Consider the following 22,003-nt stretch of genomic DNA (forward strand, 5'->3'; position numbering starts at 1 on the left):
GTACGCGACTGGTATAAATTTTCCTTACTTGCTGCTATCACAGCGGCTACGAAAAAATCATCCCAGTCGCACTTTATCTATTTTAAATTGAGTTCACTATCTATACGAAAGTACTAACTGTATGAAAGTGCTAAAAACTAGGAATAATATGATGAAAATGGACACTCAATTTGCCACACGTTTGATGTTTAAGAGTGTGCTATGACAAATACTTCTACCAGCGATTTTGACCACCATCATCTTTGGCATCCTTATGCCAGTCTACCGCCCACTTATTCTAATATCGTTATTGATCATGCAGAGGGTATCTACATCGTCACTGAAGATGGTACGCGCCTTATCGATGGCATGTCGTCGTGGTGGGCGAGCGTACATGGATATAATCATCCCAAACTAAATATTGCTATCACAAAGCAGCTGGGCAAAATGGCGCATGTCATGTTTGGAGGGTTGACGCATAAGCCGGCGATAGAACTGGGCGAAAAACTGCTAAAGATAGTGCCAAAAGGACTTGATGCGATATTCTATGCTGATAGTGGCAGCATCGCTGTGGAAGTAGCGCTAAAAATGGCGCTGCAATACCAAATCGCGGTTGGACGTACTGATAAAAACCAATTTGCCTCGACCCATTCAGGCTACTATGGCGATACCTGGCATGCCATGAGTATTTGCGATCCGGTCAATGGCATGCACAGTTTGTATGGCACGCAATTGCCGACGCAGCATTTTGTTTCTGCGCCGCCTATGGGGTTTGAGCATAAGTTAACGCAAGACGTGCGCGATGAATTAACCCAGTTTTTTGCCAACAATAGTGATAAATTAGCCGGATTTATTATTGAGCCTATTATTCAAGGCGCAGGTGGTATGCGCTTTTATAGTCCTGAATACCTGCAACTGTTACGTAAGCTATGTGATGAGTATGACGTGTTGTTAATCGCTGACGAGATTGCCACAGGCTTTGGACGCAGCGGTAAGCTGTTTGCGTGTGAACATGCAAATATCTGTCCTGATATTATGACCATTGGTAAGGCGCTAACAGGTGGTTATATGACATTTGCTGCCACCTTATGTACAAGACAAATCGCGGATACTATTCATCACAGTGATTATCCAGCGCTGATGCATGGGCCGACCTTTATGGGTAACCCGCTGGCATGCGCGGCCGCTTGTGCATCGATTGATTTAATCATGTCTTATGATATCGAGGCGCGTACGGCAAATATGCAAGCTGTGATGCAGCAGCAGCTTGCGCCTGCTACGGCGTTAGATGGTGTGAAAGAGGTCAGGTGTTTGGGGGCAGTTGCCGTAATCGAGCTAGAGATGGCCGTTGATATGCCCACTTTTCAAGCGTTATTGATTGACAATGGTATTTGGGTCAGACCTTTTGGAAAATTGGTCTATATTATGCCGCCTTATGTGATTACAGATAGTGAACTTAACACATTGTGCCAAGCGTTGTTAAAGGTAGTGACAAGCTATCTGCAAACCTTACAACTGGCGCAATAAAAATTGAAAATACGCAAAAATAAGTTTCTTATTAAGGTAGATAATGAGCGTCCTATTTGTATCTGGTATTGATACCGACATCGGTAAAACTTACGCGACTGGAATGATTGCTAAAGCGTTAATGACACAAGGCATCAGTGTCATTACCCAAAAGCTGGTACAGACCGGCGTGACGATCGATAATAACGGCACAATGAGTATCGCTGATGACATCATCACTCATCGTAGGTTAATGGGTATTCCTCTACAGTCTTATGATTTGGATTTTACAACTTGTCCTTATCGTTATCAAAAGCCTGCTTCACCGCATTTGGCTGTAAAACTTGCCAACGCAGTCTTAGACCCCAAAGTCGTTGACAATGCTACGCGCTGTTTGCAAGCCGATTATGATGTGGTGCTATTAGAAGGCGCAGGTGGTTTGCTCGTACCTATTACAGAGCAACTATTAACCTTAGATTTTATTGCTACTCAAGGCTATCCTATAGTATTAGTCACTTCTGGTCGCCTCGGCAGTATCAATCATACGCTGCTTAGTCTAGAGGCGATAAAAGCGCGTGGATTGTCTGTGCATAGTATTGTTTATAATCCCATACATGATACGAGTCTTAATACCGATAACGAGATAGCTACTAGTACAATTGAGTTTTTAAAAAATCACATACAACAGTATTATCCAACCACATATTGGTTACAGTTGCCTTATCTAAACGATACAACACTGCCTGACAACCAAACAGCGTCAGTAGATAAAGCGTGGGTTTTACCATCGAATTTTATTTAAAAAGTCTTAATCTGGTCTTAAAAGTGCAAATAAGCGTAAAACTTATTACTAGGTTGCGATTAGATTTGTTATACTAGCGCCCTTGGTAGACTAGGCGATCGCCGCTGCATACTGTTTAACAGACTTGCAGGGGAGGAAAGTCCGGGCTACATAGGGCAGCGTGCCAGCTAACGGCTGGGCGGGGTAACCCGACGACCAGTGCAGCAGAGAGTAGACCGCCTCGCGTCAGCACGTGAGGTAAGGGTGAAAGGGTGCGGTAAGAGCGCACCGCGTGGATGGTAACATCTCACGGCATGGTAAACTCCACGCGTAGCAAGACCAAATAGGCATCGGCATGGCGCGGCCCGCGTTCGATGCGGGTAGGTTGCTTGAGCGTATCAGCGATGATACGCCTAGAGGAATGATCGTCCACGACAGAACCCGGCTTATCGGTTTACCAAACCTTTTTTATTGTTAGTGTTTTATCACTAATAGTGCTAATAATTGCAGCTAATTTGAACGAAATTCATATTTTTTGCAAAAAATGCTGTTTGGGGGGTTGACGTCAGTCACCTGTATCGGCATAATACCGAGCCTTAAATGGCGATGTAGCTCAGCTGGTTAGAGCGCACGACTCATAATCGTGAGGTCGAGAGTTCAAGTCTCTCCATCGCCACCATCTATATAGCAGTAACGTGTAGTACGAATAAATCCAATCCTTTGTGGTTGGTTTTTTTTTGTCTGAAATAAATTAATAGACAATGTCTGTCTGAATGATACAAGCTCAATAAACAATCATTACTACTGCTATTTACTTGCCAATTTCTTGCTAAATCATAGCTTTATCTACCTACTCACAGATTATTTCTTGTAACTTATGTCCCTCTTACTTATCATAGGGGCTGTTTTTGGTGAAGTCCTGTAACGCTATGTCTGTACAATTGCCTCCTTATCGTCCTATTAAACATCGCAGTGGCCTTAAAGTCATGGGCGCCGCCTTTCATGCATTACTAATGCGTGAGCTACAAACGCGTTTTGGTGGTTATCGTTTGGGTTACCTGTGGGCGCCGTTAGAAGTGCTTTTTCAGGTATTGATATTTTTAGTAATCTTTGGTGCGATTCGTGAGCGTTTGGTTCCTGGAATGGATTTCTCTCTGTTTTTGGTAGCCGGAATGGTTCCCTTTCGAATGTTTCAGAAGATAGCTACAAGAGCGTTAGGGGCTGTTGAAGCCAATAAAGGCCTGTTGATGTATCGTTCAATCAAACACATTGATGTCATCATTGCTCGCTCATTTTTAGAGCTCGTTATTTATTTTTTTACCTCGATACTATTATTGCTGGGCTTAGCTTTTTTTGATATCTATGCCAGTTTAGAAAACTTACATATCGTACTATTTTGTTGGGCGACACTTTTTATATTTAGTTTTGGTATTGCTTTAATTATGATGGTTGTTGGATATTATGGTGGTGAAATTAGTAAGGTAATTACTATATTGTTTACCATTTTATATTTCACGTCTGGAATTATTTATCCTATTCATATTATTCCAGAACCCTATTTTAGTTATTTACTATATAACCCTTTTATTCATAACATTGAACTTATCAGGCATGCATTTGCCCCCAACTACCCAGCCTATCACATTGATATAGGTTACTTTCTAAAATGGATGTTTAGTGTCAACTTTTTAGGCTTGCTGCTTTATAAATTTGCTGAACGTGACATGATTCGTTCTCGTTGAATTGATAGATACCAATTTATATAAGTTGTACTAAAAGAGAAGTAAATGATTGAGATAAAAAACGTTTCCAAGTCGTTTATGACCAAGCAAGGTCGGCATTATCTATTTAAAGACTTAAACCTGACCATTGGTGATAAACAAAGTGTGGGTTTGCTAGGCCGTAACGGTGCTGGTAAGTCTACCTTGCTACGCATTATATGCGGACTTGATGAGCCGGACCACGGTGAGATTATTACTGACTCAACGATTTCATGGCCAGTCGGCGTTGCAGGTGGCTTTCAGGGTAGCTTGACTGGACGTCAAAACGTACGTTTTGTTTGTCGATTATATTCAAGCGGTCCTTATATTGATGAAAAAATTCGTTTTGTTGAAGAGTTTGCTGATATCGGTAATTATTTTGATATGCCGGTCAAAAGCTACTCATCGGGAATGAAGTCACGTCTGACTTTTGGTTTAAGTCTAGCGTTTGATTTTGATTATTATATGCTCGATGAAGCAGGTGCCGTTGGTGACGCTGCTTTTCGTAAGCGTAGTGAGGATATTTTGGCGGCTCGCCGTGCGCAAGCAGGATTTTTAATAGTATCGCATAATATTGGTGATATTAAGCGTAATTGCGATATTGGTATTGTGTTAATGGATCAAACAGCACTCGTGTTTAACGATACAAAAGAAGCGATTGAGGTATATGAAGAGCATGTCCACAAAGCGAAAAAATAAGATTATTGACTTCTCGCTGTTTATCGGCTTGGTAATCCTTCCATGGGTCTTGGTGATTTTTTATGTCATGACGCTTGCACATCCGCGCTTTATTTCGACTTCTGACGTAGTGGTCAAACAAGTGAGTGATGCAAGCGTACCCTCTGGCGGCGGTTTATCAGCGCTACTGGGCGTTAATAGCACCAGTAAGGAAGATGCCACTTATCTGACCGAATATATCCTGTCCAATGACATGATCAAACGTCTCGATAATAAGTTTCAGTTTCGAGAATCTTATTATGTCGATGGCTCAGACCCTATCTATGAGATAAACCCTGAAGCGTCACAAGAGGAGCTACTTGAGTACTTCAAAAAGCGCGTTCATATCGACTTAGATGAGCAAAGTTACATCCTTAGCGTCTCAACAGAAGCCTTTGATTCAGATTACGCTCATGAGCTCAATAAAGCCATCTTGGGTGAGTCTGAGCAGTTCGTCAACCGTATCTCGCAAGAAGTCGCTCGTGACCAGCTCGTATTTGCCGAAACTCAGCTAGATGAGTCGCAAGATCGTCTAAATGAAGCTAAAGAGCAGCTACTTACTTATCAAAATACTAATGAGATCTATGATCCGCAAGCCAATGCGCAGATAGTAAATCAACTGATTGGTAGTTTACAAGCGCAGTTAAGCTCACTACGCACTGAAGAGCGGCAACTGCTTAGTTACTTGAACCCTGATGCGCCGCAAGTGGTGTCGATAAGAAGTCAGATTAGAGCGGTAGAAGAACAAATCACTCAAGAACAAACCAAGCTGACCTCCCCAAGTACGACCAAATTGAATCGTCAAGCAGTACAGTTTGAAACGATTAAAGCGGATGTCGATTTTGCGACTGAGCTCTATAAACTGTCGCTATCTTCACTTGAAAAAGCACGTCTAGAAGCCTTTAAGAAAATGAAGAACCTGATCGTCATCTCAACCCCTTATGAGGCTGAAGATGCGTTGTATCCGCGCCGTGCCTACATTATCTGGACATCGCTGGCGTTATTAATAATGCTTTATGGCTTTGTACGATTAGTCATGGCAGTCATACGTGATCATCGTAGCTAGTTTGGCATTGGTGGTTAGAAAAAACACTGGTTGTTAGTACTACAAGTCGTTAGCAACTTAATGTATCTAACAACTATAAACGATTTGATCAATTTGACTTATATAATTAGATATCAGCAATGATCGACAGATCAGCAAAGGAATACCGCTCATGAACATGAAACCACGCCCAATCGTGATGATGATTAAAGTGATCAGTTTGACGATGGCCGCTACTAGTCTTCCAGCAATAGCTGCAACCAGCTATGCAGAACAGATGGTAGGGTCTAGCTTTGGAACCAGTGCCAACAATACCAGTCAGGATCAAAACCGTAATAATATCAATGTCTCGACTCAAGCATTCGCAGGCGGTGTTCCTGGTCAGGCTACGACACAAGAGGCAGTCAATGCGGCCAGTTTACCAAGTCAATCAGTCATTAATACCACGCGTCCTTATCAAGACATCAATACGCAAGACCTGATGTTCGGTGAGCAATTGTTTCGCGGTGCGTTTTCTACCACATCAGGTTCTACTTTTAATGACAGCTACGTCATCAATCCTGGTGATAATGTACAAGTACGTATGTGGGGTGCTTATCAGTTTGCATCGACTATGACTGTTGATCCGCAAGGCAATATATTCTTACCCAACGTGGGTCCAGTACGGGTATCTGGTGTACAAAATGGCAACCTACAGAATGTCGTCAAAAGTGCTGTTAACCGTATTTATCGCTCAAACGTCGGTGTTTATGCTTCATTAGAGCAAGCCCAGCCTGTTAAAGTGTTTGTTACAGGTTTTGTTAAACAACCAGGGTATTATGGCGGGCTCGCAGCAGACTCAGTGCTCTCATATTTAGATCGGGCAGGCGGCGTTGACCCAACACGTGGCAGTTATATTGATATTCAAATCAAGCGTAATGGTCAGCTATTACAGCAAGTCAATTTATATGATTTTTTATTAGCAGGTAAGCTGCAGCCATTCTCTTTTCGCGATGGCGATGTGATCACGGCTGCACCGCAGAAAAAAACTTTCGCTGTGAGCGGACAGGTTCAGAACGAATATACTTTTGAATTTGATGTCAATGACTTGACCATTGGTGACGTATTACAAGTTGCGAACCCAGCTGCCAATGCAACCAACGTCAGCATCACTCGCAGTGCAGGACGCGCACAAACGGCAGAATATTACTCGCTTGCCGACGCACAAAATGTACCTGTCTATAATGGTGATCAAATGGTCGTTACCTCAGACCGCTATGCAGGCACTATCGCGGTACAAGTAAAAGGTGCTCATACTGGTAATGGCGCTATGGTCGTACCTTATGGCGCTCGTCTAAAAGATATCATTCCGCAGTTACAACCAAGTCCATTAGCGAAGCTTACGCACTTGACTATTTACCGTGAGTCGGTGGCCGAACAGCAAAAACGCATGATTAATGAGTCACTTGATCGCTTAGAAGAATTAACGCTTGCTACTCAATCAACGACGCGTGAGGAGGCAGCGCTACGCCAAGACGATGCCAATTTGGTCAAGCAGTTTGTGGCCAAGGCACGTACTGTGAGACCTGACGGTCAGATAGTAGTTGTACCAAACTCTTGGCAGGATATTATCCTTCAGCAAGGCGATGTCATCGAAATACCTGCGCAAACATCAGTGATTACTGTTAATGGTCAAGTACGTTCACAAGGCGCGCTCACCTTTAATCCGGACTTTACCGCTGGTGATTATATTGCCAATTCAGGTGGTTTTGGAGACAATGCGGATACTAAAGAAATCTTAGTGATTCATCAAAATGGCGCGAACGAAGTGGTCAATACCGCTTATCGTATCCAGCAGGGTGATGAGATTATGGTCTTACCAAAGGTCAAAACCAAGCGCGTCGAAATTACCCGCGGAATATCACAAATTGTTTATCAATTGGCAGTCGCGGCTAAAGTTATTTTAGACTTATAACTATGTAATGCTTGATATATAAGTTAAGACATAAATAGTTGACAAGGATATTAGAGATGGCAAAAAGCGTGGCACATGAAGGCAAGATGACCTTAACTTCTCCCTCTAATAATGCGCTACGTTTGTTATCAACTCAACGTCGATTGCCCAATAATTTGGCAGTCATTGGCAAAGGCATGCGTCGTAACAATGTACTGTTATCTCAAATATTACAAGCTGATGTTCAGCGCTGGTATCCATGGTCAAGCGTGCAGCAGCGTTTTAATTCGACCATTCAAACGCCCGGCGCCTTTATCGGTTGGGGGCACAAAAAAAGCTATCGACGAGCCAAAAAGATTGCTAATCGTCAACAACTAACAACTTTAAGTATTGAGGATGGCTTTTTACGCTCTCTAGATTCTGGTATTAGTAGTCGTCATGGACTGAGCGTGGTTGTTGATGACATTGGTATCTACTTCGATTTAACGCAAAGCTCACGCCTTGAGCAATTAATCGTTGCATGCGCTAAAGAATACGCTAACTCTGATAGTAATATTTTAAATAAAGTCCATGCTCGCCAGTTAATGACATATATTTGCGATAAACAGTTGAGTAAATATAATGCTGTGATTACTTGTTCCTCATTAGACAAATTGGTTACTGAAGAAAACACCAATCTAAAAGAAGACTCGGTAAAGTCGCATGTACTCTTAATTGATCAAGTCGCTGGCGATGCTTCTATCAAAGGCGCTGGTGCAAGTAAGGGTCAGTTTAAACGTATGCTAAAGACTGCCTGTCGCAATCATCCTGATGCCTATATATGGATTAAAGCCCATCCTGCGGCCAAGTCAGGTTACCTGACCCGTCTCAAGCTACCTAAAAATGTTCGTCTATTAACGCAAGCACTCAATCCAATTGCGCTACTGGTACAGGTAGATCATGTCTATACAGTCAGCTCGCATATGGGGTTTGAGGGGTTAATGCTAGGCAAGGCTGTACATTGCTTTGGGGTGAATTGGTATAGCGGTTGGGGGCTCACTGATGACAGCGGCGCACCAAAACGATTGCTAAAAGCAGTTAAAAAGCGCCGCCAAACCTCAACAGCAACGTTAGAGACGTTATTTTATAGTGCCTATATTGATTATAGTCGCTATGTCGATCCAGCCACGAGGCAGGCATGTGATATTGATACTGCAATTGAATGGTTGGTAACCAATCGCCATTGGCAATCGCATCTTGAAGGTAAGTTGACGGTATATGAGTTTAGCCGTTGGAAACTGCCTTTCGTTAAAGCCTTTACCAATCTGCCGCGTACAACATTATTTATCAAACCAAAACCGCGTCTAAAAAACTTGCTACATCCGGATCATTTCAAGGTCAATTATCAGCAACCTCTATTAGTGTGGGGTTTAGCTAAACGTCAACAAGTCCAAAAACGACTACAGAGTAAACTTGCAAAGCCGCCAATGTCGGATATGCCAGCTATTTATTGTATGGAAGATGGTTTTATCCGCTCAAATGGTCTGGGTGCAACATTGCTCGCACCATTGTCGGTAGTAATAGACAAACAAGGTATTTATTATGATGCCACTCAGCCCTCAGATTTAGAAACCTTATTACGCAACTGTGAAGCGTTGACGCCACAGCAAAATGCACGAGTACAGACGCTTCAAGCGAAACTGCTTACTCAGCGAGTGAGTAAATACAATGTCGGTACGGAAGTCAATGCTTTGGTTGGCACTACTGATAAAACAGACAATGTTAATCAAAAAACGCAATGGATGCAGGATGCAAAGGTCTCTGGCAGTCCACGTATACTTATCATTGGGCAAGTGGAAGACGATCTGTCGGTGCAGTATTGCGGCTCAAATATTAAGACCAACCGAGGTCTGATTGAACGTGTCAGGCGAGATAATCCTAAGGCCTATCTGATTTATAAACCGCATCCAGATGTTGAAGCTGGCCTAAGAGCAGGAAAGGTTGACAAAGAGTGCTTAACAAAAGTACAAGCAGTTGCCTATGATACAGCGATGCCTGATTGTTTAGAGTGCGTCGATGAGGTACATACGATTAGCTCATTGACTGGCTTTGAAGCATTATTACGTGGCCTAAAAGTGACTTGTTACGGTTTGCCGTTTTATGCAGGGTGGGGCTTGACGACCGATATAGATGCACAATTATCACCAAAGGTGGATTATCTACAGAGGCGAGAGCGGGACACAGCATTATCGCTTAAGCAGCTACTGTACTGTGCACTCATACGCTATCCAATATATCGCTTACCTGAGGGTTATGGACTTGCGCAAGTAGAGCAAGTGGTTGATTACTTATATCCTGCTAAGCACCAAAATCAACAAGTGTCTCAAAATAAATCATATGATAGTGTGGCTCAAACAAACACTATTTTACCAGTAAAGTTGTCTACGCTATCAAAGCTTACTAATCAGTTGAAACGTCATACTACTACGCGCTTTATGCAGCAGCGTCATACATGGCAACAGCATTTGCACAAAAAAAACCAGTAGGTTTAAAACAAATCCATTACGACAATTATGTTTTTTTTGGTATAATTTGTGTACAATTTAGCAGTTGTTACAACATTGCTTTATTTGTTCAACGTTAATTTTTAACTTTCTAACCGACGGTACCTAATCTTATGGCAGCTTCGATGCATCAATTGCTTACTCATCGACACGTCTTGCTGCTACAAGGAAAGATGGGTGGTTTTTTCAATCGTTTTACAACATTTTTGCAAACTCAAGATATTCAAGTAAGTAAAATTAACTTCAATGCTGGTGATGCGTTTTTTTATCGTCATCCTAATGCTCATGATTATGTAGGGACTTTAGGGCAGTTTTCCTCTTGGTTACAAGCTTTTATTGAAGAGCACAGCATTGATGCGATTGTCTGCTTTGGTGATTGTCGCCCGCATCATACGCAAGCTGCCTGCTTGAGTGAAAAGTTAGGCATATCCTTTTTTGTGTTTGAAGAAGGCTATTTACGACCTGATTATATTACCCTACAAGAGCATGGTATCAATGGCTACTCACGCTTAAACATTGCCGATATTAAAGCACTCAAAAAAGCCAATGATAAACCGTTATACACGCACAATCGATTTTATCGATTAAGTGTTGCTGCTATCGTTTATTATATCGTTACCCGCCTATACAAGTCGCGTTATCCGCACTATTCACATTATCGCGGAATGACCGCATGGCAAGAAGCAATCGCTTGGTTAAAAGCGCCTTGGCGTAAATTGCGTGGGTATTTACCAGATAAGAAGCTACAAAACCATCTCGTCACTCACGCAGATAACAATTATTTTTTGGTCAGCTTGCAAGTACATAATGATTCGCAGATTACCCATCATAGTGGTTATCGTGATGTCGTGCAGTTCATAGACGAAGTTATTGCAAGCTTTGCAGACCATGCTGATACAAAGCAGATGCTCGTATTTAAGCATCATCCCTTAGACCGTGGCCATCGGGATTATCGCGAATTGGTAGCAAGCTTAGCAGCCCTTTATCAAATCAAATCAAGAGTATTTTATGGTTGTGACATGCATCTGCCAACGCTCATGAAGCACAGCATTGGCATGGTCACCATCAATAGTACAACGGGTCTACAGTCGGTATATCACAAAAAACCCACTAAGGTTATGGGACGCGCTATCTATGACACGCCTAAGCTAACAGATCCTAAGGCGCTTGCACAATTTTGGCAGCAACCCAAACATCCAGACAATGAGTTCTATTTGAGGTTCCGTGAGTATTTGATCGAACAAACACAGATCAATGGGGCATTCTATGGTAAGTCGCCGTGGATGTATAAATACTTGCAACGACCAGTTAGCACAGACGCAGTATCTGATACAGTCAAATAATGTCTTATACATATCGAGTAACTCATTTAATGCAACCACTTATAGTCACTGATTTGCTACCGTAACTCTAAACTATTATGCCTTATACAATTAAGGCTTATGCAACTGGCAATGCTGATCAGTTATAGTGTTAAATTTCAACCAGATTGCTCCTAATAAAATCTTCTTACTTTATAGTGGAAAACTGCTAGAATACGCTCATATGTCTATGTAGGTTAGCAAGTGTCGTCCGTCGTGATTTTAATAGTTAATATTATTAATTCAGTTCAATCAGACGCACTTTGGCGACAACCATCGACAACACTTATCTTTATTGTTAATTCTGTTTTACAACATTTTTATCATAATTAATATCTAATAACCGTTCGCTTTTTACTATTGTTCAGGAATCGTTGTTCAATAGCGGTTATCCAATCACCTTTTATTTAGTAGGCGCTTTGTGACTGCATTAGCCAATATTCGTAACTTTTCTATTATCGCCCATATTGATCATGGCAAATCAACGCTTGCCGATCGATTTATTCAAATGTGTGGTGCCTTGCAAGATCGTGAAATGCAAGCACAAGTACTTGATTCCATGGATATCGAGCGCGAGCGCGGTATTACCATCAAAGCACAATCAGTAACCCTGTTCTATGATCATCCAAATGGCGAGCGCTATCAGCTCAACTTTATTGATACGCCGGGACACGTCGATTTTTCATACGAAGTTTCTCGGTCATTAGCCGCTTGTGAAGGTGCACTACTGGTGGTAGATGCCGCGCAGGGCGTAGAAGCGCAGTCCGTTGCCAATTGCTATACTGCAGTTGATCAAGGCTTGGAGGTAATGGCGGTTTTAAATAAAATTGATCTGCCTCAAGTTGAGCCTGAGCGTGTGATTCAAGAGATTGAAGATATCATTGGTATTGAAGCCATTGATGCACCGCGTGTGTCTGCCAAATCAGGGCTTGGTGTTGACAAACTATTAGAAACCTTAGTTGAAGTTATTCCTGCACCGACGGGTGACCGCGAAGCACCGCTACAAGCTTTGATTATAGACTCATGGTTTGACAGTTATTTAGGCGTGGTTTCATTGGTGCGTGTGCGTGAAGGAACCGTAAAAAAAGGCGATAAGATTTACATTAAATCGACCAAAGAGGCGCATCCGGTCAGCTCTATTGGTGTGTTTACGCCAAAGCCTGTCGATACAGGTATTTTAGAAGCTGGGGAAGTGGGTTTTATTATTGCCGGTATCAAAGACATTGCAGGGGCTCCCGTCGGTGATACGATCACCCATGCTAAAACACCAGACGTTGATCGCATTCCAGGCTTTAAGCAAGTGACCCCGCAAGTTTATGCAGGCATGTTTCCTGTTGATGCCAATGATTTCGAAAAGTTTCGTGAAGCACTACAAAAGTTGCAAATTAATGATGCCTCACTGTTTTTTGAACCTGATACTTCTGATGCGCTAGGCTTTGGCTTTCGTTGCGGCTTTTTAGGTATGCTGCATATGGAGATTATCCAAGAGCGTCTAGAGCGTGAATACGACTTGGACTTGATCACCACTGCGCCATCTGTTATCTATGAGATCGAAAAGAAAGATGGTGAAGTCATTTATGTCGACAATCCTTCGCATTTGCCTGAGCCTAACAATATTGAAGAGTTCCGCGAACCGATTGCCCGTTGTCAAATCTTAGTACCGCAAGATTATTTGGGTAACGTTATGACCTTGTGCATTGAGCGTCGCGGCGTGCAAGTTGATATGCGCTTTATGGGTAAGCAAGTTCAGCTGATTTTTGATATCCCAATGGGTGAGGTGGTCATGGATTTCTTTGACCGTCTAAAATCAGTCTCTCGTGGATTTGCATCGCTTGATTATAATTTTGAGCGTTATCAAGTAGACAAGCTGGTCAAAGTTGATGTATTGATCAATGGTGATAAGGTAGATGCCTTGGCGATGATCGTACATCAAGACCAAGCACGTTTCCGCGGGAATCAATTGGTGACCAAGATGAAAGAGCTTATCCCGCGCCAGATGTTCGATGTGGCCATTCAAGCAGCGATTGGCAGTCAGATTATCGGTCGTAGTACGGTCAAAGCCATGCGTAAAGACGTCCTTGCCAAATGCTACGGCGGGGACGTGTCACGTAAGAAAAAGCTGTTATCTAAGCAAAAAGCAGGTAAGAAGCGTATGAAGCAAGTCGGGAATGTTGAGATTCCTCAAGAGGCATTCTTGGCGGTACTGCAAGTAGATAGTTGATGGTTTACACTGTCTTACTTTGGTTTTACACACAATACGTCAAATGTCGTTGTTCTTACCGTTAAAGCCGTGAGATAAACAGCTTTTTAATAGGCAAATTAGTATGGATTTTGATTTTAACTTGATTTTAGTGCCATTAACGATAGGTTTAGGGCTAATATGGCTACTAGATAAGTTGGCACTAAAACAGCGTAAAACACGTGGCCATGGTAAAGAGAGCTTATTGGTACGCTGGGCTTATGACTTTTTCCCCGTCTTAGCAGTGGTTTTGGTCGTACGCTCGTTCTTAATTGAACCTTTCAATATTCCATCATCGTCTATGGTGCCAACTTTATATACTGGCGACTTTATTGCAGTCAACAAATACGCTTATGGAGTGCGATTGCCTCTGACTTATAATAAAGTATTAGAAACGGGTAATCCTGAGCATGGCGATGTGATGGTGTTTCGCTATCCTGAAAACCCTAGCATTTATTATATTAAGCGTGTCATTGGTTTACCTGGTGATACTGTCAGCTATAGTCAAGGACAGCTTGCGATCAATGACGTACCAGTCGATACTAAGCCTGTAGACTTTAATGCCAATAATGATCTAACTGCACAGCTTTATCCTGCTGGTCAAGTGACACCTGGTCAAGTATTGACAGAGTCTGAGGCTACGCAAATGGGCCAGCAAGAAGAAGAACAAGCTCAGTATTTTCAAGAAACACAAGGTGAGAATAAGCATTTAGTACGTTATCTATCAGATATGAACAGCTCACAATATGCGCCATTTTTGCAACAGCAATCTCCTGAAGTGGTCAGTTCCGCAGGGACAGAATGGCGTGTCACAGTGCCCGATGATGAATACTTTGTGATGGGTGATAACCGTGATCGTAGTGCTGATGGCAGATTTTGGGGGTTTGTACCTGATGAGAATTTAGCCGGTAAAGCTGTGTATATTTGGATGCACAAACCACCTGGTCTGAATCTTCCAACTTTTGCACGTAATGGTTCAATTGATTAGTCGCTACTCTATTGATTGATTATTGTGCTAATATCAATATTAACCCTAATTAAATTAATATATATACTGTATGTAATTCATCAACCTAGCTGTGTAAGAGCACAGAAAGGTTAGAAAATATTAAGATATAAATCATAGAGTATGAAATACAATTATATTAAATATTAGGAGAATTTATGCTGCAGCAGTTAACAGGGTTGTCGTCGCAACGTGGGGCGAGTGTGACTAGCATAGTTTTATTGCTTATTATTATTGTTATTGCTGGCAAATTGGTGATTGCCATTATGCCGGCTCAAGTTGGTGATTATCAACTGAGTAAAACATTAGGTACTCAGCTAAAAGAGGCGAACAATAATGGCGAGACTGCAAAACAATTCGTTGAGCGTGTTAATCGTCAACTGTCTATCAACGCTGATTACGATACGACCGCTGAAGAGGTGTTTACTTTTACCAATAAAAAACCAGGTGAGCTTGCTCTTTATAAAGATTATGACAAAACCAGTAATTTTTTCGGTAACGTTGATATCGTTAATCGTTTTGAAGGTGAGATAAATGCCGCTCCAGTAGATTAATCGACTATTTAACTGTACAGATCACTAACATTAAAGGATAGCCAAAAGCCACGCATGAAATCAACTTCACAACCATACAAAGCGCTGCCTACCGCCAAAAAAAATAGCGCATCTATGGAGACTTTACCAAAAGGCTCAGATTTTGTTCAGCGTCTGGCAGTATTGACCCGAAAATTAGGCTACGAGTTTAATGATTTGAGTTTACCAAACTTGGCCTTGACGCATCGTTCATTTGATAGCAAGAAGAACTACGAACGTTTGGAGTTTTTGGGGGATGCGCTTCTTGGTATGATCATCGGTGAAGCTTTATATCATCGTTATCCAAATCAAAACGAAGGGCGTCTGACGCGTATGCGTGCTACGTTAGTACGTCAAGAATCATTGGTGACTATTGCGCAAAATTTAGAATTGTCTAACCATTTGATTCTAGGTGTTGGTGAGCGTAAAGGTGGCGGTCGTAACCGCGCCTCGATATTGGCTGATGCTGTGGAGTCATTGATTGGGGCTATTTATTTAGACAGTCAAGATATGGAGGTTACTCGTCATTGCGTATTAGCATGGTATGGTGACCTTATTGATAACGTCAATGACCAAAAAGCTTTGAAAGATGCCAAAAGTCGTTTGCAAGAATGGCTACAATCCAAACAGTTTGATTTGCCTCATTACGAGTTGGTCGAAACACGGGGCAATGCTCCTTATCAAATATTTGTAGTACGCTGTCAGGTCAATATTAATAATTGTCCTGATATTACTGAATCTGGTGAGAGTCGTCGTATAGCCGAGCAAAAAGCAGCTGAATTAATGATTAATCAATTACATAAGTTGCCAGGTGCTTGTAAAAAACGTTGATAGCTTTTTCTTTATATGATGTTCGGTTTTATAAGCCCTAAAGCATTGATTACATTACCAATTTATAGTGTCTCAGTAGATGCCATCAGACTTCAAATATCTTTACATTAACATTAGCTTTGTAGATGTTCTTAAAATATAGAACGTGCTACTAAGATTATTATCAAAACCCCACAGGATTACCCTATGAGCAATCATAATGACTTGCCATTCACTCCCAAAAATAATGCCCATAATATGACAGAAAATGCTGACACCAATCAAAATGAAGCTGTAGAAAACGTTGAAAATATGCAAGAAAATAGACAAATAGGCGATTCATTAACCGCCGTTCAGCCGCACGACACTAGTGATGCTGATGAACATGATAAGAGTATTACTCTTGAAAATAATGCTGCGATTGATGGGTTTTTTGCGCCAAGTAATAAGGCTGGGGTTGCTAACGACTTTAAAGCAGGTTATGTGGCGATCATTGGTCGTCCAAACGTTGGTAAGTCGACTCTGATGAATCATCTATTGGGTCAAAAGCTATCAATCACTTCCCGCAAGCCGCAAACGACGCGCCATCGCATTCATGGTATTTTGAGTACCAATGAGATGCAGGCGGTGTTCGTAGATACGCCAGGTATTCATCACAATGAAGTACGTGCTATCAATGAGCGTATGAATAAAGCTGCCGTATCAGCTTTGGTAGACGTGGACTTAGTATTATTTGTAGTCGACTCAGACCAGTGGCGTGAAGATGATTTACTGACGTTACAAAAGCTTGGTGAAACTGATTTGACGGTCGTATTGGTCATCAATAAAGCAGATACGTTAAAAGATAAAGGTACGCTGCTTCCATTGATTGAAACATTTGATGAGAGCTTCGACTTTGCTGACATCGTACCTGTTTCGGCTTTAAAAAACCAAAACTTAGACCGTCTTGAAGAAGTAATTGCGTCACATCTACCGAATGCCACGCCTATCTACGATACTGAGCAAATTACTGACCGCTCAGAGCGTTTTTTAGCCAGTGAAATTATTCGCGAAAAAATCATGCGTAGTGCAGGCGACGAAGTACCCTATGATCTCACCGTCCAAATCGATGAGTTTAAAGATGAAGCAGCTCATACAGACCCAAAAACTGGTCGTCCACGTAAAGCCTGTACTTTTATTGATGCCACGATATATGTAGAGCGTAATGGACAAAAAGCTATTGTGATTGGCGAAAAAGGTCAACGTATCAAGCAAGTTGGGATGGATGCACGCAAAGATATGGAACAGTTATTTGGCAAAAAGGTCATGCTAACTTTGTGGGTAAAAGTTAAGCGTGGCTGGTCTGACGACGAACGCGCACTCACCAGCCTAGGTTATTGATTTAAAATAAATATTTGATCTACACATGATGCTGAGGTAATAGCCAATGCGTAATGAAGCATTAACAGGATATTTATTACATCAGCGTCCTTACCAAGAAAAACGGGCGCTTTACTATTTATTTTCTTGGCAACATGGCGTAGTACACGGTATTGGTAAAAAAGGTGCGCCTTTGTTTGAGCCGCTACAACTGTTTGCAACAGGTAAGCGCGATCTAAAAACCTTTAGTCAGATTGGTTTATTACCCGTAGAAGATAGTTTTACAAAAGATGCTACAACGCCTAGGCCGACACGTTATCAGCAAATAAGCGGTCAGCAGCAGTATGCAGCTTTGTATTTGAATGAGATACTGTGGAAGTTATTGCCTAGCGAAGACCCAATGCCAGTATTGTGGCAGCATTATCAAGACAGCTTAACGCAATTAAAGCAGCCATTAACAGCGACTGCTCTTAGGTTATGCTTACGTCAGTTTGAGGCTGATTTGTTTCAAGAGTTAGGCTTTTCTTTGACGCTAGACCATGACAATTTATTAACGCCTATCGAACCTGATACGGATTATCGATTTTTATCTGATGTAGGTTTTGTGGCTACTAACCAACCTGATAAAACGACGATCAATACGCTACAAACACTTTTTATCGGTGCAGATATTATTGATATGGCACATCTAGGAATAGTTGAGGCCACACTAAATAATTGGTCACGTCTTCATAAACATCTGATTGATCACTTGCTTGATTATCAGCCGTTGCAAAGTCGATTACTGTGGCAGCAGCAACAACGTTACCAATGATGGCATCAATATTTAGACAAAGTATGGTCGTTCAAAAAGTATTTGAGGTAGTACTACTGTAGCCCTATCATCTGTATGTTACTTGGAACTCGTTATCAAAAGGATTTCTTATGACCACATCTTTACAGCACTCATCGAAGAATACAATAAAAACCCCTTTATTGGGTGTCAACGTTGATCACGTAGCAACCTTGCGTCAAGCACGCGGGGTTGGCTATCCCAGTCCTTTAGAAGCAGTGCTATTATGTGAAAAAGCGGGAGCAGATGGTATCACCATACACTTGCGTGAAGATCGTCGTCATATTCAAGATTCAGACGTCTATGAGATAGCAAAACAGTTAACAACCAGATTAAATTTAGAGATGGCAGCAACGTCTGAGATGTTATCTATCGCTCATAAAGTTAAGCCATATTGGGTTTGCTTGGTGCCTGAAAAACGTGCGGAGCTAACGACCGAAGGTGGTTTGGATGTAGCAGGGCAGATCAGTCATCTAAAACCTTATATTAAAGACTTACAAGCAGAAGGAATTAACGTTTCTTTATTTATAGATCCGGACGAGGACCAGATTGCAGCAGCAGTTGACTGTCATGCTAATGCTATCGAGCTACATACTGGTACTTATGCTGAGTTAGGTCTGGCTGGAAATACGAATGCTCAAAAGGACGAATTAGAGCGTATCAAACAGGCAGTGAGCATTGCAAAAAATTTAGACAGCGAGTTACTTGTTAACGCAGGTCATGGTTTGACTCGTGACAATGTAAATGCTATTGCTCAGATAGGTGATATTTATGAGCTTAATATTGGACATGCCTTGATCGCTGATGCTGTATTCGTAGGCTTAGAGCAAGCAGTGGTTATGATGAAAGCTGCGATGCATAAGTAACTTTGTAGATCAGGTATAAGCTAATAGCGCCTCTAATAATATTGCTACAACAAATAATGCATTTATGTACAACCAGTAGGGTGTCTATCATTAGGTTTGTATTTGATATTACCATTTTGATTAAAAGAAATTTGATACATAGTCTGACTATAGGTTAAGCTTGGACAGTATTTTATGTGGCCAAAGTGTCCTCGGGGTTTGCCTGTATCACCATAAAATTTAACATAATGCCGTTTTCCAGCCCGTAAATGTAGTGTGCCATATTTAGGATTTAAGCCTTGCTTACTAAGTAAATAATCCGTACTAATATCAAAAACTTTATTATTATTTTTATCAACAAATAACAAAAGGTTTTTATCACTATTCTTATTACACCGTCCACCTGCATCAGATAAACATACTAATAGATTCTGCCGTCGAATAAAACTTTCAGCTTTCGCTATTTTGAGAGTGCTTTCTAGTTGATTTTTGATACGTTTGGCTTCCATACTTGCCAATTGATCTACGATCGCTGGCGCTGCGATCGTTGCGATAATAGCTAAAATTGCCACTGTTACCATAAGCTCTACAAGAGTAAACCCTTTTTGTTGATAAGATTTCGACAAGTATGGGACTCTTAAGCATACAGTTAGATTCAGATAAGATAGAGTAAGGTTCGATATGGTGTGACATATTCTAATCATATATAGTCATCTCTTACGCTATAGATTTAATTATATAGGCCAAATTCATCAGCTTTATACATTTGAGTGAAGCCCTACATTGATACCTTTTCTAATACAAGACTTTAACTTTTAAAAATACCTTGGACTTTTAAATTCACAAACCTTAACAACAACGTTTTTAACGCAACAATCACATATCAGCTCATTACTTTAAAAGTATATACTAGAATAATGTTTACTATTTAATATATATGAATTATAGTGCAACTGTCAAAATTTGTTTCAATTAGTGAAGACTAATCTTTATTAATAGAGAAAAAAATTCGATTGTATTAAACTAGTTGCAGACAATAGGTAAAATCTAATTTACTTCTATTGCGAATTAACATTCAAAAGACTAAAATTGCAACGTATGTTAGTTCTTAGTAAAACAAGCAGGCTATTGTGTTTGTGTTGCAACACTATCGTGTAATAATGTGTAGCTGCCTAACGAAAAAAGTTGTAAAATTAATAGATAGTCGATAAGCTACTTCCTAATTAGTTTTGTTGTATAATTATGCATTCGTAAAAGATGTCTACTTTTATTACATCTTAGGAAGCGGTTTTGCTTAATGCATCACTCAAATCATCCTTTGGAGGAAGTCCATGAAATTGAATAAAATTGCTCTAGCTCTGGTTGCCGTAGCAGCTGCACCTTTAGCAGCTAACGCTGGCGTTACGATTAGCCCGCTATTACTAGGTTATCATTATACTGACGAAGCTCATGATGAGCAGCGTGATATTCTAAAAACTGGTAAAGATCTATATATCGATGCCAACGGTAACTCTATCGATGGTCGTGGTGGGAACGTACCTAATGGTGGTGTGGCTAAAGAAAGTAGCCTATATACTGGTGCTGCTCTAGGTATTGAACTGACTCCTTCTACTCAGTTCCAAGTAGAGTACGGCGTATCAAGTGCTAACGGTGAAGCGTCTGAAGATTCTGCAGATGCTGGTGTTAACCGTTTCGATGTTGAACAAACAATGATCTCTGGTAACTTCTTGATCGGTACTGAAGAATTTACTGGTTATACTGATAGCGCGTTCAAACCATATGTATTAGTTGGTGCTGGTCAGTCTAAGATCGAAGTAGAAAACCAGGAAACAATTGCTGGTGTTGCACCTAATGGTCAACAAGTAACTGTTGATGGTGAAGATATATCGGCCGGTACTGAAGTATCATCATCAAAAGATACCATCGGTAACCTAGGTCTAGGTGCTATGTATCGCATCAACGACGCGTTAAGCCTACGTGGTGAAGCTCGTGCGATTCATAACTTTGATAACAACTGGTGGGAAGGCATGGCATTGGCCGGTCTAGAAGTTGTACTTGGTGGCCATTTATCACCAACAGTAGCTGTACCACCACAAGTTGAGCCAGAAGTGTCTGTTCCACCAGTAGTAGTGGTTGAGCAAGACGTTGATTCAGACGGCGACGGTGTACCTGATAGCATCGACGAATGCCCAGGCACTCCTATGAACGTCGTAGTTGATGAGCGCGGTTGCCCAGTAGCAGTAGATATTACTGATGAGCTAAAAATGGAGCTACGTGTATTCTTTGATAACGACAAATCAGCTATCAAAGACCAGTACAAAACTGAAATCGCTAAAGTAGCAGAGAAGATGCGTGAGTATCCTAACTCTAGCGCTCGCGTAGAAGGTCATGCTTCTAAAACTGGTCCTTCAGCACGTTACAACCAACGTCTATCTGAAGCTCGTGCTGTTGCTGTGAAATCTATGTTGACTAACGAATTTGGTATCGCTCCAAACCGTCTATCAACAGTTGGTTACGGTTATGACCGCCCAATCGCACCAAACGATACTGAAGAAGGTCGTGCAATGAACCGTCGTGTTTATGCCATCATCACTGGTGACAAAACAATGACTGTTGAACAAACTAAAGACATGGTTATTCAATAATATATAGCCAATTAGTTATGTTCTAGATTGTATAGTTACAAAAAAAGCTGCCTATTAGGTGGCTTTTTTT

General features: G+C 41.3%; 17 protein-coding genes, 1 tRNA gene and 1 other RNA gene. 18 read left to right on the forward strand and 1 reads right to left on the reverse strand.

Annotation, left to right across the window (positions count from 1 at the left end):
- Positions 1–201 precede the first annotated feature (201 nt).
- From bioA to ACS8FC_RS01115, 17 genes are all read left to right on the forward strand, one after another.
- Entirely contained in the window at positions 202–1,506 is a 1,305-nt protein-coding gene (bioA, locus tag ACS8FC_RS01035; RefSeq protein WP_439295607.1) for an adenosylmethionine--8-amino-7-oxononanoate transaminase, read from the forward strand.
- A 43-nt stretch (positions 1,507–1,549) separates the two neighbouring features.
- Positions 1,550–2,287: a dethiobiotin synthase gene (gene bioD, locus ACS8FC_RS01040; protein WP_439262754.1), complete on the forward strand. Its 738-nt coding sequence runs from the start codon at positions 1,550–1,552 to the stop codon at positions 2,285–2,287.
- 82 nt (positions 2,288–2,369) lie between these two features.
- Positions 2,370–2,731, forward strand: an RNA gene (rnpB, locus tag ACS8FC_RS01045) — RNase P RNA component class A.
- A 137-nt stretch (positions 2,732–2,868) separates the two neighbouring features.
- Positions 2,869–2,945: transfer RNA gene (locus tag ACS8FC_RS01050), tRNA-Met, on the forward strand.
- A 250-nt stretch (positions 2,946–3,195) separates the two neighbouring features.
- Positions 3,196–4,008: an ABC transporter permease gene (locus tag ACS8FC_RS01055; RefSeq protein ID WP_299218154.1), complete on the forward strand. Its 813-nt coding sequence runs from the start codon at positions 3,196–3,198 to the stop codon at positions 4,006–4,008.
- Positions 4,009–4,053: 45 nt separating this feature from the next.
- A complete protein-coding gene (locus ACS8FC_RS01060) occupies positions 4,054–4,725 on the forward strand; it encodes an ABC transporter ATP-binding protein (RefSeq protein WP_075103441.1) in 672 nt (223 codons plus the stop codon).
- On the forward strand, positions 4,703–5,809 hold the full coding sequence (locus ACS8FC_RS01065) for a capsule biosynthesis protein (protein ID WP_439295608.1): 1,107 nt from the start codon (positions 4,703–4,705) through the stop codon (positions 5,807–5,809). Before ACS8FC_RS01060 ends, ACS8FC_RS01065 begins: the two co-directional genes overlap by 23 nt.
- Positions 5,810–5,960: 151 nt before the next feature.
- Positions 5,961–7,742 carry a polysaccharide biosynthesis/export family protein gene (locus ACS8FC_RS01070; RefSeq protein WP_439295609.1) on the forward strand — a complete coding sequence of 594 codons (1,782 nt, stop codon included), beginning with the start codon at positions 5,961–5,963 and terminating at the stop codon, positions 7,740–7,742.
- 56 nt (positions 7,743–7,798) lie between these two features.
- A complete protein-coding gene (locus ACS8FC_RS01075) occupies positions 7,799–10,246 on the forward strand; it encodes a capsular polysaccharide biosynthesis protein (RefSeq protein ID WP_439295610.1) in 2,448 nt (815 codons plus the stop codon).
- 131 nt (positions 10,247–10,377) lie between these two features.
- Complete coding sequence (locus tag ACS8FC_RS01080) at positions 10,378–11,607, forward strand: capsule biosynthesis protein (RefSeq protein ID WP_439262745.1); 1,230 nt, start codon at positions 10,378–10,380, stop codon at positions 11,605–11,607.
- Between the two features lie 439 nt (positions 11,608–12,046).
- Positions 12,047–13,846 carry a translation elongation factor 4 gene (gene lepA, locus ACS8FC_RS01085; RefSeq protein WP_439262743.1) on the forward strand — a complete coding sequence of 600 codons (1,800 nt, stop codon included), beginning with the start codon at positions 12,047–12,049 and terminating at the stop codon, positions 13,844–13,846.
- A gap of 103 nt (positions 13,847–13,949) precedes the next feature.
- Positions 13,950–14,852: a signal peptidase I gene (lepB, locus tag ACS8FC_RS01090; RefSeq protein WP_439262741.1), complete on the forward strand. Its 903-nt coding sequence runs from the start codon at positions 13,950–13,952 to the stop codon at positions 14,850–14,852.
- Between the two features lie 176 nt (positions 14,853–15,028).
- Positions 15,029–15,424: a DUF4845 domain-containing protein gene (locus tag ACS8FC_RS01095; RefSeq protein ID WP_439262739.1), complete on the forward strand. Its 396-nt coding sequence runs from the start codon at positions 15,029–15,031 to the stop codon at positions 15,422–15,424.
- A gap of 54 nt (positions 15,425–15,478) precedes the next feature.
- A complete protein-coding gene (gene rnc / locus ACS8FC_RS01100; protein ID WP_439295611.1) occupies positions 15,479–16,273 on the forward strand; it encodes a ribonuclease III in 795 nt (264 codons plus the stop codon).
- Positions 16,274–16,564: 291 nt separating this feature from the next.
- The gene (gene era / locus ACS8FC_RS01105) at positions 16,565–17,632 is read left to right on the forward strand and encodes a GTPase Era (protein WP_439262911.1); all 1,068 of its coding nucleotides are present in this window, start codon (positions 16,565–16,567) and stop codon (positions 17,630–17,632) included.
- Positions 17,633–17,678: 46 nt separating this feature from the next.
- A complete protein-coding gene (gene recO, locus ACS8FC_RS01110; RefSeq protein ID WP_439262735.1) occupies positions 17,679–18,425 on the forward strand; it encodes a DNA repair protein RecO in 747 nt (248 codons plus the stop codon).
- Between the two features lie 110 nt (positions 18,426–18,535).
- Positions 18,536–19,309: a pyridoxine 5'-phosphate synthase gene (locus ACS8FC_RS01115; RefSeq protein WP_439295612.1), complete on the forward strand. Its 774-nt coding sequence runs from the start codon at positions 18,536–18,538 to the stop codon at positions 19,307–19,309.
- 62 nt (positions 19,310–19,371) lie between these two features.
- Here ACS8FC_RS01115 and ACS8FC_RS01120 read toward each other — a convergent pair whose 3' ends face one another.
- Positions 19,372–19,914 (reverse strand): GspH/FimT family pseudopilin, encoded by a 543-nt coding sequence (locus tag ACS8FC_RS01120; protein WP_439295613.1) that lies wholly within the window; start codon positions 19,912–19,914, stop codon positions 19,372–19,374.
- 705 nt (positions 19,915–20,619) lie between these two features.
- Between ACS8FC_RS01120 and ACS8FC_RS01125 the strand changes: the two genes are divergently transcribed.
- Positions 20,620–21,933: an OmpA family protein gene (locus ACS8FC_RS01125; protein WP_439295614.1), complete on the forward strand. Its 1,314-nt coding sequence runs from the start codon at positions 20,620–20,622 to the stop codon at positions 21,931–21,933.
- The last annotated feature ends 70 nt before the right edge of the window (positions 21,934–22,003 follow it).

It is taken from the genome of Psychrobacter sp. 1Y4 (assembly GCF_051847555.1).

Excerpts from the sequence above, each read along its gene's own strand:
- ACS8FC_RS01075 (WP_439295610.1), top strand. The coding sequence starts at position 7,799 with ATGGCAAAAAGCGTGGCACATGAAGGCAAGATGACCTTAACTTCTCCC.
- lepB (WP_439262741.1), top strand. The coding sequence starts at position 13,950 with ATGGATTTTGATTTTAACTTGATTTTAGTGCCATTAACGATAGGTTTA.
- ACS8FC_RS01060 (WP_075103441.1), top strand. The coding sequence starts at position 4,054 with ATGATTGAGATAAAAAACGTTTCCAAGTCGTTTATGACCAAGCAAGGT.
- rnc (WP_439295611.1), top strand. The coding sequence starts at position 15,479 with ATGAAATCAACTTCACAACCATACAAAGCGCTGCCTACCGCCAAAAAA.
- bioD (WP_439262754.1), top strand. The coding sequence starts at position 1,550 with ATGAGCGTCCTATTTGTATCTGGTATTGATACCGACATCGGTAAAACT.
- recO (WP_439262735.1), top strand. The coding sequence starts at position 17,679 with ATGCGTAATGAAGCATTAACAGGATATTTATTACATCAGCGTCCTTAC.
- ACS8FC_RS01125 (WP_439295614.1), top strand. The coding sequence starts at position 20,620 with ATGAAATTGAATAAAATTGCTCTAGCTCTGGTTGCCGTAGCAGCTGCA.
- ACS8FC_RS01080 (WP_439262745.1), top strand. The coding sequence starts at position 10,378 with ATGGCAGCTTCGATGCATCAATTGCTTACTCATCGACACGTCTTGCTG.
- bioA (WP_439295607.1), top strand. The coding sequence starts at position 202 with ATGACAAATACTTCTACCAGCGATTTTGACCACCATCATCTTTGGCAT.
- ACS8FC_RS01095 (WP_439262739.1), top strand. The coding sequence starts at position 15,029 with ATGCTGCAGCAGTTAACAGGGTTGTCGTCGCAACGTGGGGCGAGTGTG.
- ACS8FC_RS01055 (WP_299218154.1), top strand. The coding sequence starts at position 3,196 with ATGTCTGTACAATTGCCTCCTTATCGTCCTATTAAACATCGCAGTGGC.
- ACS8FC_RS01070 (WP_439295609.1), top strand. The coding sequence starts at position 5,961 with ATGAACATGAAACCACGCCCAATCGTGATGATGATTAAAGTGATCAGT.
- ACS8FC_RS01065 (WP_439295608.1), top strand. The coding sequence starts at position 4,703 with ATGTCCACAAAGCGAAAAAATAAGATTATTGACTTCTCGCTGTTTATC.
- era (WP_439262911.1), top strand. The coding sequence starts at position 16,565 with ATGCAAGAAAATAGACAAATAGGCGATTCATTAACCGCCGTTCAGCCG.
- ACS8FC_RS01115 (WP_439295612.1), top strand. The coding sequence starts at position 18,536 with ATGACCACATCTTTACAGCACTCATCGAAGAATACAATAAAAACCCCT.